The organism is Robertmurraya dakarensis (genome assembly GCF_900156875.1).
Classification (GTDB): domain Bacteria; phylum Bacillota; class Bacilli; order Bacillales; family Cytobacillaceae; genus Robertmurraya; species Robertmurraya dakarensis.
This window is the reverse complement of sequence record NZ_LT707409.1, coordinates 2584790-2599409: the sequence shown is the minus strand read 5'-3', so window position 1 is coordinate 2599409 and position 14620 is coordinate 2584790. Positions and strand designations below refer to the sequence as shown.

Annotated in this window: 15 protein-coding genes and 1 other annotated feature; of the genes, 9 read left to right on the top strand and 6 right to left on the bottom strand. The window is 40.0% G+C overall.

Going from position 1 to position 14620, the window contains the following annotated elements; translation table 11 throughout:
* Positions 1-44: 44 nt before the first annotated feature.
* Positions 45-617 carry a tRNA 5-(aminomethyl)-2-thiouridylate-methyltransferase MnmM gene (gene mnmM / locus CZ487_RS21400; RefSeq protein ID WP_077214306.1) on the bottom strand — a complete coding sequence of 191 codons (573 nt, stop codon included), beginning with the start codon at positions 615-617 and terminating at the stop codon, positions 45-47.
* Positions 614-1582: a tRNA modification radical SAM protein MnmL/YtqA gene (gene mnmL, locus CZ487_RS21395; RefSeq protein ID WP_077214305.1), complete on the bottom strand. Its 969-nt coding sequence runs from the start codon at positions 1580-1582 to the stop codon at positions 614-616. The genes mnmM and mnmL overlap by 4 nt, the downstream gene beginning before the upstream one ends.
* Before the next feature lie 185 nt (positions 1583-1767).
* On the opposite strand from mnmL, the gene CZ487_RS21390 reads away from it, so the two are divergent.
* The 6 genes from CZ487_RS21390 to CZ487_RS21365 all read left to right on the top strand — a co-directional run bounded on the left by CZ487_RS21390 (position 1768) and on the right by CZ487_RS21365 (position 7201).
* Positions 1768-2031 (top strand): YtzC family protein, encoded by a 264-nt coding sequence (locus CZ487_RS21390; protein ID WP_077214304.1) that lies wholly within the window; start codon positions 1768-1770, stop codon positions 2029-2031.
* A 13-nt stretch (positions 2032-2044) separates the two neighbouring features.
* Entirely contained in the window at positions 2045-2227 is a 183-nt protein-coding gene (locus tag CZ487_RS21385; protein WP_077214303.1) for a glycogen biosynthesis protein GlgD, read from the top strand.
* Between the two features lie 148 nt (positions 2228-2375).
* Positions 2376-3557, top strand: coding sequence for an MDR family MFS transporter (locus tag CZ487_RS21380; RefSeq protein ID WP_077214302.1), 1182 nt, complete (start codon positions 2376-2378; stop codon positions 3555-3557).
* A 140-nt stretch (positions 3558-3697) separates the two neighbouring features.
* Positions 3698-3921, top strand: a binding site (T-box leader).
* Between the two features lie 158 nt (positions 3922-4079).
* The gene (gene leuS, locus CZ487_RS21375) at positions 4080-6497 is read left to right on the top strand and encodes a leucine--tRNA ligase (RefSeq protein ID WP_077214301.1); all 2418 of its coding nucleotides are present in this window, start codon (positions 4080-4082) and stop codon (positions 6495-6497) included.
* Between the two features lie 129 nt (positions 6498-6626).
* Positions 6627-6935, top strand: coding sequence for a rhodanese-like domain-containing protein (locus CZ487_RS21370; protein WP_077214300.1), 309 nt, complete (start codon positions 6627-6629; stop codon positions 6933-6935).
* Positions 6936-7015: 80 nt separating this feature from the next.
* Positions 7016-7201, top strand: a complete 186-nt coding sequence (locus tag CZ487_RS21365; protein ID WP_077214299.1) for a sporulation protein Cse60 — start codon at positions 7016-7018, stop codon at positions 7199-7201.
* Between the two features lie 33 nt (positions 7202-7234).
* Here CZ487_RS21365 and CZ487_RS21360 read toward each other — a convergent pair whose 3' ends face one another.
* Positions 7235-8509 carry a BaiN/RdsA family NAD(P)/FAD-dependent oxidoreductase gene (locus CZ487_RS21360; protein ID WP_077214298.1) on the bottom strand — a complete coding sequence of 425 codons (1275 nt, stop codon included), beginning with the start codon at positions 8507-8509 and terminating at the stop codon, positions 7235-7237.
* 221 nt (positions 8510-8730) lie between these two features.
* On the opposite strand from CZ487_RS21360, the gene CZ487_RS21355 reads away from it, so the two are divergent.
* On the top strand, positions 8731-10347 hold the full coding sequence (locus CZ487_RS21355; RefSeq protein ID WP_077214297.1) for a putative polysaccharide biosynthesis protein: 1617 nt from the start codon (positions 8731-8733) through the stop codon (positions 10345-10347).
* Between the two features lie 55 nt (positions 10348-10402).
* Here the strand turns inward: CZ487_RS21355 and CZ487_RS21350 are convergent, their stop codons facing one another.
* Positions 10403-10603 carry a hypothetical protein gene (locus tag CZ487_RS21350; protein ID WP_077214296.1) on the bottom strand — a complete coding sequence of 67 codons (201 nt, stop codon included), beginning with the start codon at positions 10601-10603 and terminating at the stop codon, positions 10403-10405.
* A gap of 102 nt (positions 10604-10705) precedes the next feature.
* Here CZ487_RS21350 and CZ487_RS21345 point away from each other — a divergent pair, with 102 nt between their 5' ends.
* Positions 10706-11419, top strand: a complete 714-nt coding sequence (locus tag CZ487_RS21345) for a pseudouridine synthase (RefSeq protein ID WP_077214295.1) — start codon at positions 10706-10708, stop codon at positions 11417-11419.
* 42 nt (positions 11420-11461) lie between these two features.
* On the opposite strand, the gene CZ487_RS21340 is transcribed toward CZ487_RS21345, so the two are convergent.
* The gene (locus CZ487_RS21340; protein WP_077214294.1) at positions 11462-11683 is read right to left on the bottom strand and encodes a DeoR family transcriptional regulator; all 222 of its coding nucleotides are present in this window, start codon (positions 11681-11683) and stop codon (positions 11462-11464) included.
* Between the two features lie 419 nt (positions 11684-12102).
* Here CZ487_RS21340 and pepV point away from each other — a divergent pair, with 419 nt between their 5' ends.
* Positions 12103-13521, top strand: a complete 1419-nt coding sequence (pepV, locus tag CZ487_RS21335) for a dipeptidase PepV (protein WP_139339597.1) — start codon at positions 12103-12105, stop codon at positions 13519-13521.
* 47 nt (positions 13522-13568) lie between these two features.
* Here pepV and cysK read toward each other — a convergent pair whose 3' ends face one another.
* Positions 13569-14498 carry a cysteine synthase A gene (cysK, locus tag CZ487_RS21330; RefSeq protein ID WP_077214293.1) on the bottom strand — a complete coding sequence of 310 codons (930 nt, stop codon included), beginning with the start codon at positions 14496-14498 and terminating at the stop codon, positions 13569-13571.
* Positions 14499-14620: the final 122 nt, after the last annotated feature.

The following is a 14620-nucleotide window of genomic DNA, read 5'->3' as shown; positions in this document are numbered from 1 at the left end:
CAGCCTTTCTCACTGCAGATCGGAAACAAGATCCTGTTCGAATTTTATCTCTTTTCGATTGCCACAATGAAGGGCGGGTTGTTTTGTTGATTGAGGAAACGATACTGAAGGACATGGACTTGCTGTTGATCTAGTTTTTGTACAAACTGAAGCAATTCGTCTCTTTCAAGCGCCCCTTCTTCATGGCCGTGATAAATAACGAGTACGATCATGCCCTCGGGAGCTAACAGCTCAATCAGCTGCTGTATCGCTGAGATGGTTGTTTCCGGCCTTGTGACAACCGCTTTGTCCCCGCCAGGCAGGTATCCTAAATTAAAGATGGCCGCTGTTACCTTGCCATGGTAAATGGATGGAATGACTGCCTGCACCTCTTCATGTCCTTTTTGAAACAACTCAACACGGTCGAGGAGTTTATGTTCCTTTAAACGTTCTTGCGTGTGTATGAGGGCTTCTTCTTGGATGTCAAACCCATACACTTTCCCGTCTTCTCCAACTAGCTCAGCTAATAATAGGGTATCATGACCATTGCCTATCGTTGCATCCACAGCAATAGCGCCAGGTTGTACGGCTTTTTTTAAAAGAGTCCGGCTAAAAGGCAGCACCCTCTCGAGCTTCATAATTTTGCCTCCAATGTACTAGGCTTATAATATTTTCCCTGCCAGCTGTTTCGTTGTTTTAATTCATTATCTATCGCATTTAGTACTTCCCATTTGTTCACACTCCACATCGGTCCAACCATTAAATCAATTGGTCCGTCACCAGTTATCCGATGAACAATCATTTCCGGGGGTATGATTTCTAGCTGATCACATACTAAATTCACATAATCCTCAAAGGTTAAAAATTCAAGCATGCCTTTTTCATACTGCTTGACCATTGGTGTTCCTTTAAGCAAATGAAGGAGGTGGATTTTAATTCCTTGGACATCAAGCTTGGCAACTTCACGTGCTGTTTCCATCATCATCTCATAATTCTCTTGCGGAAGCCCGTTTATAATGTGTGAACAAATTCGGATTCCGTGCTTGCGAAGCTTTTCAACACCCTCCACATAACACTGAAAATCATGTGCCCGATTGATTAAGGAAGCAGTTTTTTCATGAACCGTTTGCAGCCCTAGTTCTACCCATAGATAGGTACGCTTATTTAATTCAGCGAGATATTCAACGACATCATCAGGCAGGCAGTCTGGCCGAGTCGCGATGGATAGAGCGACAACGCCTTCTTGTTTAAGAACTCTTTCATATTTTTCCCGTAGTTCCTCGACCGGAGCATGTGTATTTGTAAAAGCTTGAAAATAGGCCATATATTTGCCATCTTTCCATTTCTCATGCATTTTATTTTTGATTTCCAAAAACTGTATTTCTAAATCATCGGCACGATTGCCGGCAAAGTCGCCTGATCCTGAGGCGCTGCAAAACGTACAACCGCCATGTGCCACCGTGCCATCCCGATTGGGGCAATCAAAACCACCATCTAAAGCCACTTTAAACACTTTATGACCAAACTGATTTCGAAGATGGTAATTCCAAGTATGATACCGTTTTTGATCTACTGCATATGGAAAAGGGTTGTTCTGATTCAAACAGATAACCTCCTTGCCTAATTTTTTTCGTCATTACATAAAAAGAATTATAACAGTATACAGGATCGTTATCTATTTGTAATTGTTTCAAATTGGCATACGTTTATCGTGTGTAAAATGAACAAACTAATGGAGAAGCTGCATGGATGCTTCATTATTTTAAAAATAGCAGGGGGGTTCGTTAGATGGCAACTCGTCAATCTGTAGAAAACCTTCTTCAACAATGTGAGGATGCAATACGCTTTGCCCAGGAGCAATATAAAGAAAGTGGCTTGCAAGAGCACTATAATGACGATAATTACACACAAGCAATGCAGCAGCTTGAAGCTTCCTATAATGATTTGGCCAAGCTGGCGCTAAGTGCTAATGGGCAGCAGCGCGATCAGCTGCACCGCATGAGACTTCAATTACAGCAGGTTCAAAATAATATGACATTAAACTTGCATTAAGGGGAGGAAGACAATGGTAAAAAAACGTTCAAAGCAAAATAACCCTGAGCAAAAAACAAGAAATGGAATCAATAACCAAGACGTTGAGTTCGGTAAAGAGTATGATCCAGTCAAAACATCCAAAAAGAAATATGAAAACATGGGCGGGCAGCCGGTAAAATCAAAATTCCACCCAGAACCTGAACAATCGCGATAAGAATAGAAAGCCTCAATACAATTTTGTATTGGGGCTTTACTTTTCTGTCGAGAAAAATTGAAAAAATCTTATTGAACAATGAAGGAAAACGCACTATTATATTATTTTGGCACTCGAAATATTTTTTTGTAATTAAGGGGGAGTTACTTTGCCGCGTACTTTGTGGCTTTTAGTAATTGGAATGGCCGTTAATGTTACGGGCTCTTCTTTTTTGTGGCCGTTAAATGCCATATATATGACAGAACATCTTGGGAAAACACTATCCGTATCTGGACTTGTACTCATGTTCAATTCAGGAGCCAGTGTGATTGGCAACCTGTTTGGCGGCAGTCTTTATGATAAAATCGGCGGGTATAAAACGGTTATGTTGGGAACGGTAATTACCCTGACATCCTTAATCGGACTAACGATCTGGAATGGGTTCCTTCCCTACGTTATTTTTCTGACCATCATTGGGTTTGGATCAGGAATGATTTTTCCGCCTATGTACGCAATGGCAGGAAATGTCTGGAAAGAAGGTGGGAGAAAGGCGTTTAATGCGATTTACGTCGCACAAAACGTCGGAGTGGCGGTAGGTGCATCATTAGGTGGTTTGGTGGCTTCTTACTCATTTCATCTTATTTTTCTAGCCAACGCTTTGATGTTTTTCGTCTTCTTGGTTATTGCTATTTTTGGATACAGAGGAATCCAAACTCTTTCTACAGACACCAATCGTCTGCAGGAGAAGCAGGGGATCCAAAATCATGCTAAGTTATATGCTCTTCTTACTCTTTGTGTGGGATACTTATTGTGCTGGGTTGGATACACTCAGTGGCAGGCAACGATTTCTGCTTATACACAGGAATTAAATATTTCCTTAAGGCAGTATAGCTTACTATGGACGATAAACGGTGCATTAATTGTTCTGGGTCAGCCGTTGGTGAACAGCATGCTTAGACTTTTTGCCAAAAGCATCAAAAAACAAATGATCATCGGTATGGTTATTTTCATTGTATCGTTTATAGTAGCAGGGCAAGCTCAAGCATTCTCGGGATTTGTTGCGGCGATGGTGATTTTGACCATTGGTGAGATGCTCGTTTGGCCTGCGGTTCCAACCATTGCGGATGGGCTGGCACCAAAAGGAAGAGAAGGCTTTTACCAAGGAATGGTAAATAGCACAGCAACAGGAGGTAGGATGGTAGGACCGCTATTGGGAGGAATATTGGTCGATCTTTATGGCATGTCGATGTTATTTAATGTTCTTGTTGGCCTAATTATCATTGCTATTTTTACAACCGTTATATACGATCATAAATTAAAAAAGGAAACTAGCATAGCATCTACTTTGTAAGCCTGGCACTCCCGAAGCTGTTCATTGTTTTTTTGAGTAATGATGAACGGTCTCGGGAGTTTTATCATAGGATATAACGTATATCGTCATGACTTGCATCTAATCGCGAAATTTTATACAATAACCGTATCATTTTCTATAGAAAGACGTTGAAAAGGAGTAGTAGTGTTGTAGATCCTGTTTTTAGAGAGTTGACGGCTGGTGAAAGTCAACCAGGAGCATCACGAACTCGCCTTCGAGTCGCAAGTGTGAAGTTTATTAGTAATGCTTGCCGTTTACCGCGTTAAGGCTGAATGAAGTGAATGACACAGGTCATTAATGTGGGTGGTACCGCGGGAGAATACATAAACCTCTCGTCCCTTTTAGGGATGGGGGGTTTTTTAATAGTCAAAAAAGTGTATAATTTTACTAGTCATTCTTATAAATGGACTTTTTATGGTACCAGTTAACGGAGTTTAGACCTATGAAAACTGATAGTTGTACATACAGAAATATACCTTTTTAGTTTAGGAGGAAATGACGATGAGTTTTAATCATCAAGCAATTGAAAAAAAGTGGCAGCACTACTGGGAAGAAAAGAAAACTTACAAAACAAGTGAAGATAAAGGGAAACGTAAATTTTATGCACTAGATATGTTCCCGTATCCATCTGGTGCTGGTCTTCATGTGGGACATCCAGAAGGATATACAGCCACCGATATTCTTTCAAGAATGAAGCGCGCTCAAGGCTATAATGTGCTTCATCCAATGGGCTGGGATGCGTTTGGGTTACCGGCTGAACAGTATGCTTTAGATACAGGAAATGATCCTGCGGAATTTACGAAGCATAATATTGAAACATTTAAGCGTCAAATTAAAGCATTAGGATTTTCCTATGATTGGGATCGCGAAATTAATACAACTGACCCTGAATATTATAAATGGACACAATGGATCTTTTTAAAGCTTTTTGAAAAAGGCTTGGCTTATATTGATGAAGTGGCAGTTAACTGGTGTCCTGCACTTGGAACAGTCTTAGCGAATGAAGAAGTCATTGATGGAAAAAGTGAACGCGGCGGTCATCCTGTTGAACGTCGTCCGATGAAACAATGGATGCTTAAAATTACAGCATACGCTGATCGTTTGCTGGAAGACTTGGAAGAATTAGATTGGCCTGAAAGTCTGAAAGAAATGCAGCGGAACTGGATCGGCCGTTCAGAGGGAGCAGAAGTCACGTTTAATATTGATGGCCATGATGAAACGTTTACGGTGTTTACAACAAGACCTGACACTTTGTTCGGTGCGACATATGCGGTTCTTGCTCCTGAGCATGAGTTCGTGAAAAAAATTACAACGACTGAACAACAAGCGGCAGTAGACGCTTACCTGGATGAAGTAAAGAGCAAGAGTGATTTGGAACGTACCGATTTAGCAAAAGACAAAACGGGTGTATTCACAGGAGCTTATGCGATTAATCCTGTGAATGGAGAAAAAATGCCGATTTGGATTGCTGATTACGTCCTAGTTAGTTATGGTACCGGAGCAATTATGGCTGTTCCAGCTCATGATGAGAGAGATTATGAATTTGCTAAGAAGTTCGAATTGCCGATTAGGGAAGTTGTTGCTGGCGGAGATGTAACAAAGGAAGCTTACACTGGTGATGGGGAACATGTAAACTCCGACTTTTTAAATGGATTAAATAAAGAAGATGCTATTGCAAAAATGATTTCTTGGCTGGAAGAGAAGAAGATTGGTACAAAGAAAGTAACCTACCGTCTGCGCGATTGGCTGTTCAGCCGTCAACGCTACTGGGGTGAACCAATTCCAATTATCCATTGGGAAGATGGTACAATGACTGCTGTTCCAGATGATCAGCTGCCGTTGAAGCTGCCTGTTACAACAGAGATTAAACCTTCTGGTACAGGTGAATCACCATTAGCTAATATCGAAGATTGGGTGAATGTAGTAGACCCTGAAACAGGGAAAAAAGGCCGCCGTGAAACGAACACCATGCCGCAGTGGGCGGGCAGCTGCTGGTACTATCTTCGTTATATCGATCCGAAGAATGATCAGGCATTAGCAGATAAAGCAAAGCTTGATGAATGGATGCCGGTCGACATCTATATTGGTGGAGCTGAGCATGCTGTTCTTCATTTATTGTATGCCCGCTTCTGGCATAAATTCTTATATGATATCGGAGTTGTTTCTACAAAAGAGCCATTCCAAAAGCTATTTAACCAAGGAATGATCTTAGGCGAAGGCAACGAAAAAATGAGTAAATCAAAAGGAAATGTTGTAAATCCTGATGATATTATTGAAAGCCATGGTGCTGACACTCTTCGTCTTTATGAGATGTTCATGGGGCCGCTTGACGCTTCGATCGCATGGTCCACAAATGGATTAGATGGTTCAAGACGTTTCTTGGATAGAATCTGGCGCTTGTTTGTGGAAGATGATGGCAGACTAAGTCCAAAAATTCAGGACAACGATGGTGATCAGTCATTAGAAAAGGTTTACCATCAAACGGTGAAGAAAGTAACCGAGGATTTTGAAGGATTACGCTTTAATACCGCGATTTCGCAATTGATGGTATTTATTAATGAAGCATATAAAGCGGCTGTTATTCCGAAAAGATATGCAGAAGGCTTTGTCAAATTGATTGCTCCGATTACTCCGCATATTGCAGAAGAATTATGGGAGAAGCTCGGCTACAGTGGAACGGTTTCTTATGAAGCATGGCCAGCGTATGATGAAGCAAAACTGGTAGATGATGAAGTAGAAATCGTTGTTCAAATCAATGGAAAAGTAAAAGCAAAGCTAATGGTACCAGCTGGTGCAAACAGAGAAGATTTAGAGCAAATTGCCATGGATGATACGAAAGTTAAGGAACAAATTGACGGCAAGACTATTCGTAAAGTAATTGCTGTCCCTGGAAAGTTAGTAAATATCGTAGCTAATTAAAGTTTGCTGCAATCACACACAAGGTGTTAATACCTTGTGTGTTTTTTGCAAAACCTATAAAAGGTATTTTTCCTATACGCATGATAAAATAGCTGTAAACTCAAGTGAAAAAGAAAGGAAGCTGACATAATGGAACCAATTAATGTGATCTCAACAGAAGAATTAGAAAAAAGGCTGGAGAAAGGCGAAGAACTAAATCTAGTTGATGTGAGAGAAGATGAGGAAGTAGCACAAGGAATGATTCCTGGTGCCAAACATATTCGTATGGGAACAATCCCTGAGAATTTAGATCAATTTGATAAAGACAAAGAGTATATTTTTATTTGCCGTTCGGGAAGCCGCAGTGAAAACGTCTGCTATTACTTACAAGATCAAGGTTACAAAGTCCGAAATATGACTGGCGGCATGATGAATTGGAAAGGTGAAGTGGTCCTTTAAGGAGTTTGTATTTATTTGAAAAGTTTGAAAAATCTCCAATCTGTCAAGAATGATTAAAAAGGACAGAGAGGGAGAGAAGTGTGATCCAGGTAAAGTTATTTGACCAGGAGCATGAAAAAGATTTAGAGAAGGAAGTTAATCGGTTCTTAGAAAAATTAGAGGATAAGAAGCTTCTTGATATTAAATATAATATTGCTGCCCTTCCGGAAGAAGATGATGGGGAGCAGATTTATTGTTTTTCTGCTATGGTTATTTATCGAGCTTAAAGAAGCCAAAAAAATAGAGGCTGATGATGGTCATCAGCCTTTATTTTTTATGGAGAATGCGGCCGCGTTAGTTCCTGCGAGCCTTCCCGTAACAAGAGCAGAGGTGATATTATAACCTCCTGTATAGCCGTGAATATCTAGAACCTCTCCGCAAAAATACAGTCCATTCATTTTCTTTGAAGCCATCGTCTGTGGTTCAATTTCTTTTACAGACACACCACCGCCTGTTACAAATGCTTTTTCAAGGGATAATGTGCCATCTACCTTAAATTGAAATTGTTTGCAGCTCCGTACAAAGTTTCTGATTTTTTCTGTTGCAATGGTGGCTCCCTGCGCATTGGGGTCAATGCCATTTGTGTTCAGTAAAAATAATAAATATCGTTCAGGAAGCAATCCTTTTAATGTATTTTTGATTGCCTTTTTTCCATCCTTTTTTACAGAAGAGGATATCTCTTGGTAAAGAGGTTCCTCCTTTTGATCTGGCAGGGCATCAATGGACATGGTTACTTCTGTTAAATTCCATTTCTGCATCGCCTTTACAACAAACTGGCTGCAGCGCAGCACAGCCGGCCCGCTAATCCCGAAATGGGTAAAAATCATATCCATTCTATGGGTAATAAGAGGTTTTCCTTTAGGATTTAACACACTTAAAGAAATATCCCGCAGTGAAAGACCCTGCAAAGCTTTTTCTTTAATAAAGGTTTCAGAAGATGTCACAGGTACTTCGGTTGGAAATAAGTTCGTAATTGTATGTCCTGCTTTTTTTGCCCAAGCGTATCCATCTCCAGTTGAACCTGTATGTGGAACGGATTTACCGCCAACTGCAATAATAATTGCATTTGCTTCGTACTGTTCGCCATTTTTTAAAAGTACAGAAACTACCCGGTCATCTTTGTATTGCAGGTCATCAACCGGTGCATTGGTTTTCACATCTATTTTCAGTTCCTGCATTCTTCTTAATAAGGCATCAACAACTGATTGTGCTTTATCTGTGACAGGAAACATTCGGCCATGATCTTCTTCTTTGAGCTGTATTCCCAAATCTTCAAAGAAAGAGATAATATCTTCATTACTAAAAATCGAGAAAGCACTGTATAAAAATCGGCCATTACCGGGAATATGTTTAATAATTTCATCAATCGGGAGACGGTTGGTTACATTACATCTTCCGCCGCCGGAGATGGCAAGCTTTCTGCCGAGCTTGTCTCCTTTATCAATTAACAGGACTTTCGCTTTGTTTTCGCCTGCGGCAATAGCTGCCATTAACCCAGATGGTCCGCCGCCGATGACAACAACATCATAACGCATGTTTTCACCTACTTTATTTAACTTCACTAAGTATAAAGCAAAGATGTGAAAGCATGCAATTTTCTATGTGAAATATAAAAAAATCGACCTTCATTAACAAAAAGTACAGTGATGCCGAGACTTTATGGTAGAATATTTCATTAGGGATTGACTACATAAATTAATTGTTTAGCTATGGCGCGACAGCTGCGCTCCTGCTTTGCGTATTAGGAAGGGATATTATGTCTTCAAAGCTTTTAAGGGGTACGTTTATTTTAACACTTGGGACGTTTATTTCTAAGTTTATTGGCTTGTTTTATGTCATACCTTTTTTTGATATTGTCGGGAATCACGGGACCGTTCTTTATCAATATTCTTATGTACCGTATACCATTTTTATTAGCATTGCTACCGCTGGTATTCCGATGGCGGTTTCCAAATTTATATCTAAATATAATGCCCTCGATGAATATGCTGTCGGCAGAAAGCTCTTTAAATCGGGTCTTGTTCTGATGCTCATTAGCGGGGTTGTATCTTTTTTAATTTTATATTTTTTAGCACCTGTACTGGCTGGAATAATTATCAGCGATGATGATTTGATTTCAAATCATGAAGATGTAATCACAGTTATTCGAGCGGTGAGTTTTGCTTTAATTATTATTCCCTTCATGAGTTTAATAAGAGGTTTCTTTCAAGGCCATCAGTCGATGGGACCTACTGCTGTTTCGCAAGTGGTTGAACAGATTGTGAGAATTCTCTTTGTGCTCGCTGGAGCCTATGTTGTCATTAACATTCTCGATGGAAGTGTGACAACGGCGGTAAGTGTTGCAGTGTTTGCGGCTTTTATTGGAGGTCTTGGCGGCTTAGGGGTTTTATTTTGGTATTGGTTTAAACGAAAACCATACTTGGATGAACTCCTTGAGAAAGATAAGGGGACAGCTGATGTCTCACTTAAGGATATTTATAAAGAAATTATTCTTTATTCTATTCCTTTTATCTTGGTAGGTATTGCAAATCCAGTGTTTCAATTTATCGATCAGTTAACGTTTAACCGGGCAATGGTTTCGATTGGGTTAACATCGATGTCAGAGGATGCGCTGTCGATCCTGAATTTCCAAACCCATAAGCTTGTCATCATCCCTGTGTCATTGGCTACGGCGTTTTCTTTGACATTGGTTCCAAGCATCACGAATTCATATGTTAACCAAGACACGATTGGTTTTAATCGACAATTAAATCAAACCTTTCAGGTGCTGCTGTTTCTGACTCTTCCTGCAGCCGTGGGACTTTCTTTATTGTCAGAGCCCATGTATACGGTCTTTTATGAGCATGATATGTTAGGCAGTGAAGTATTAAGGGCATATGCTCCCGTTGGAATGCTGTTTGCGCTATATTCTGTTACGGCAGCGATCCTGCAGGGAATTGATCAGCAAAAATTCACGATTTTAAGTCTGCTCACTGGGATATTAGTAAAATTAAGCTTAAATATCCCGCTGATTAAACTCTTGCAAACAGATGGAGCCATTCTTGCTACAGCTCTTGGCTATGGAACCGCTATTCTTATTAATCTCTTTATAATTAGTAAGTTTTCGTCTTATCGATACCGCTTAGTGTTTAGAAGAGGTCTATTAATTGTAATTTTCACTGCAGTCATGTTTATCGCTGCGGGAATCATGTATAAAATATTGCTGCTCTTCTTAACGCCGGAATCGGAGTTCCAATCGATTATTATTGTGGCCATTTGTGCTCTAGTTGGGGCGGGTGTTTATTTTTTCTTAGGATTAAAATCAAAACTTGTCTACTTCTTATTTGGTTCAAGAGTGGACAAACTAAAACAAAAGCTGCGTTTAAAAGGGTAAAGGTCTCTGCACTTTGCAGAGACCCCGTTTTTTCACTCTTACGAGGTTAGATGTATTAGAATTGATCGTGTCGGAAACCTAGCCTTCTTTCAATACGATCAACACGGCGCTCTAGCTGGTTTAATTGTCTGTCAAGCCGGTCTAATTGCCGTTCTAAGCGCTCTAATCGGCGGTCTACATTTCCGCCACCGCCGCCGCCTGGAAATCCTGGGAATCCAGGTATAAATTGTGGTTGGCCTTGCTGACGATAATACATAAAATCACCTCCTTATGTATTCGTGATATCAGTCTATGTCAGCTGTTTGCTCACTGAAACGGACAGATGCCTAGTTTTTTAACGATGAAATGGGGGAAGATGATGAGAATAGATAAAATGCTTGCGAATCTTGGCTTTGGAAGCAGAAAAGAAGTAAAGAAACTTTTAAAAGACGGAGCTGTAAAAGTAAACGATGTGGTGATAAAAGATGCGAAACAGCATGTGAACCCGGAAAGTGATACCGTCACACTTAACGGAGAAGTGATTGAGTATAAGGAGTTCATTTATTTGATGATGAATAAGCCTCCTGGAGTCATATCCGCCACAGAGGATCAATATGATCAAACAGTGATTGATTTATTACAGGTAGAAGACATGGTGTATGAACCATTTCCTGTGGGGCGTCTCGATAAAGATACGGAAGGCCTCTTGTTAATCACAAATGATGGTCAGCTGGCTCATCGACTGCTATCACCGAAAAAGCATGTACCGAAAACTTATTTTGCTGTGATTGATCAGGAAGTTACAGAAGATGATGTGCTTGCCTTTGAAAAAGGTGTTATCTTGGATGATGGATATGAAACAAAGCCAGGCATTCTTAAGATTCTAAAATCCGGTATTCATTCAGATATTGAATTGACCATAACGGAAGGGAAGTTTCATCAAGTGAAAAGGATGTTTGAAGCAGTAGGCAAAAGAGTCGTGTATTTGAAGAGAATCTCGATGGGGCCGCTCGAGCTTGATGAATCACTTGAACTCGGAGAATATCGGGAGCTGACAGATGAGGAGATCGAACTTCTCATTAATAACCAATGATCAAAAAAACCGCCCAGTCTACAGTAGACGGGCGGTTTACTATTAAGATGACATTTTTACTTTTTTCTGTGTCGTTGTCCATTTGCCTCGGCTTGGACTCTTAACCAAATCATTATAAGCTAAGACATTTAAATCTCGTTGGATTGTCCGAGGAGTTGTATCAAATTCCTCCACAAGTTCTTGGGTTGTAACAATTCCCCTTTGGTTGATAAACATGTAGATAGACTTGATTCGGTTTAACATCCGGTTAGTTGAAGGTTTCAAAAAAACCACTCCCTATCCTTTTTTCAAACCTATGGCATTTCCTACAACCGACAGCTTCTTCCAGAGAACGAATCTCGGAGTTATGTAGTCTTCTTCTCGGTAGACAACCCCTTTTTAAGTTTTTCGAAATACTCTTACTACTATAATAACCGTATTTTCAAATAATTTCTACTTTATTGATAGATTTAGTAAAATCTTAACATATCTAAGTATTGACATTCCCCCTTTGCCAGCTCCTTATTTATACATATGGGAGTAGACAAAGAAAATATGAATATAATTTGAAAATTGTAAAAATTGGACAGTGATTATGACGCAAGTTCTTAGCGTGTATCGATTTGATTCCTGCATAACATAACTATAATATGAGATCATGTGATGCATATTGATGATAAAGCGTACAAGGAGGAAACGGAAAGTTGGAAGCTATTAATTGGATGAATGAAGTCAGTAAACGTAAAGACGCTATCATACGTGACACACAAAATATATTAAGAATTAAGAGTGTTTTAGATGAAGAACATACAAGTCCCGAAGCACCTTTAGGTAAAGGAGTTAAAGAAGCTCTGCAATTTATGCTGGAATTAGGAGAGAAAGATGGATTTACAGCAAAGAATGTGGGGAATTTAGCCGGCCACTTGGAGTTTGGTCAAGGTGAGGAATGTCTCGGAATTCTATGTCATGTCGATGTTGTTCCTGAAGGGGACGGCTGGAGCAGCGATCCGTTTGCAGCAGATATACGTGATGGGAAAATTTTTGCACGGGGGGCAATAGATGATAAAGGTCCAACAATTGCTGCCTTCTATGCGATGAAAATTGTAAAAGAACTAGGATTGCCTCTAAATAAGCGTGTTCGCATGATTATTGGCACTGATGAGGAAAGTAATTGGCGTTGTGTCGATCATTACTTTGAGCATGAAGAAATGCCGGCATTGGGCTTTGCTCCTGATGCTGACTTCCCTATTATCTATGCAGAAAAAGGGATAGCAGATTTTGATCTTGTTCAAAAAAGCGGGGAAGTGCAAGGCTCTAATAATCATAAAGTAGAAGTGATTAGTTTCCAATCAGGCAGGCGATATAATATGGTTCCCGACTATGCCAAGGCTGTCTTAAATACGGGGAATACTCAGACAGAAGTACTGCAGGAGTTTAACGAATTTATTAAACAACACGACCTAAAAGGGAAAGCCTTTGTCGATAAAGGAGAATTTGTTCTTGAAATAGAGGGAGTATCCGCCCATGGAATGGAACCTGATCATGGTAAAAATGCCGGGTTGTTTTTATCGTTATTTCTTTCTAGTCTGAATCTTGATCAAAGAGCAGAGAATTACTTTCAGTTTGTCTCAAAGTACTTTTTTAATGATTCACGGGGAAAAGGTCTAGGTATTTCTTATTCTGATGATATAACGGGGAGTTTAACGATTAACGTCGGCAAATTCACCTATACCCGAGAAAGCGGAGGACAAATTGGTCTAAATCTTCGTTATCCTGTTACCACCAATATGGATGAAACAAAAAAACAGTTAGAACAAAAAACAGCTCAAGAGGGGTTTGAACTTCAAAACTTTTCTGATTCAAAGCCGCATCATGTCGATGAAAATGAATTCCTCATTCAAACGTTAAAGAAAGTCTATGAAGAACAAACAGGCGAGGCGGCAGAGCTTTTATCAATCGGAGGGGGAACTTATGCGCGCTCCTTAAAATCAGGTGTTGCTTTTGGACCTCTTTTTCCCGGCAGACCTGACATTGCGCATCAAAAGGATGAATATATCATCATTGAGGATCTCTTGAAAGCAGCCGCCATTTATGCCCAAGCAATTTATGAACTGGCCAAATAAGAGATATTAAAAAGGAGGACCGCCCTCATGCGGTTCTCCTTTACTGTTCATTCCCTAAATAAATCACTTGATAAGTATCTTTCTCCGGTATCACAAACAATGCTGACGACGACATCATCAGGTCCAAGGGTTTTAGCAACCTCTATAGCTGCATAACATGCAGCACCGGATGAAGGACCAACTAGAATTCCTTCTTCTCTTGCTAATCTGCGTGTGATTTCGTACGCTTGTTCATCTTCAATTTTATGAATCTTATCATATACATTTGTGTTTAATGTGTCAGGGATGAAGCCAGGGCTTGTCCCGACGAGCTTATGTTTTCCTGGTTTTCCGCCTGATAAAACAGGAGAGCCAGCGGGTTCTACAACATGTACTTGAATACCTGCGAAATGTTCTTTTAGTACTTCTCCCGTTCCTGTAATCGTCCCACCCGTTCCGGCAGTGGCAACAAAAGCACTTAAAGGCTTATTTAGTTCCTTCATGGCTTCAATGATCTCTAATGCAGTGGAACGGCGATGAGCATCCGGATTTGCGTCATTTTCAAACTGCATCGGGATAAAGCTGTTAGGAATTTCTTTAGCCAGTTCTTCTGCTTTTCTTATAGAACCAGGCATTTTTTCATCACCTGGTGTTAAGACAACTTCAGCACCATATGCTTTTAATAAATTAATTCTTTCCTGAGTCATTGTGTCAGGCATGACTAAAATGGCTTTATACCCGCGTGCAGCAGCATTCATTGCTAAACCAATTCCTGTGTTGCCGCTTGTTGGTTCGATAATCGTAGCTCCTTTTTTTAGAAGACCTTGTTTCTCTGCTTGGATAATCATATTAAAAGCAGCACGATCCTTAACGCTCTTGCTTGGATTAAAGTATTCCAGTTTTAAATAAATGTCGGCACCGTTTTCTGGAGAAAGGTGGTTTAATTTAACTAAAGGAGTTTCCCCGATAAGATCTGAGATATTATGAACAACTTTCATACAATCTTCCTTTCTAAAGTAGCCTATGATGGCAGAATAATCTAATAGATAATTTTCTTTACTACGATTAATTTCTCCTATTTAAGGAAATCTAAAAATCATAATATAGTTCTTTTCCTATC

Excerpts from the sequence above, each read along its gene's own strand:
- mnmM (WP_077214306.1), bottom strand. The coding sequence starts at position 617 with ATGAAGCTCGAGAGGGTGCTGCCTTTTAGCCGGACTCTTTTAAAAAAA.
- CZ487_RS21390 (WP_077214304.1), top strand. The coding sequence starts at position 1,768 with ATGGCAACTCGTCAATCTGTAGAAAACCTTCTTCAACAATGTGAGGAT.
- CZ487_RS21385 (WP_077214303.1), top strand. The coding sequence starts at position 2,045 with ATGGTAAAAAAACGTTCAAAGCAAAATAACCCTGAGCAAAAAACAAGA.
- leuS (WP_077214301.1), top strand. The coding sequence starts at position 4,080 with ATGAGTTTTAATCATCAAGCAATTGAAAAAAAGTGGCAGCACTACTGG.
- CZ487_RS21370 (WP_077214300.1), top strand. The coding sequence starts at position 6,627 with ATGGAACCAATTAATGTGATCTCAACAGAAGAATTAGAAAAAAGGCTG.
- CZ487_RS21360 (WP_077214298.1), bottom strand. The coding sequence starts at position 8,509 with ATGCGTTATGATGTTGTTGTCATCGGCGGCGGACCATCTGGGTTAATG.
- CZ487_RS21355 (WP_077214297.1), top strand. The coding sequence starts at position 8,731 with ATGTCTTCAAAGCTTTTAAGGGGTACGTTTATTTTAACACTTGGGACG.
- CZ487_RS21350 (WP_077214296.1), bottom strand. The coding sequence starts at position 10,603 with ATGTATTATCGTCAGCAAGGCCAACCACAATTTATACCTGGATTCCCA.
- CZ487_RS21345 (WP_077214295.1), top strand. The coding sequence starts at position 10,706 with ATGAGAATAGATAAAATGCTTGCGAATCTTGGCTTTGGAAGCAGAAAA.
- cysK (WP_077214293.1), bottom strand. The coding sequence starts at position 14,498 with ATGAAAGTTGTTCATAATATCTCAGATCTTATCGGGGAAACTCCTTTA.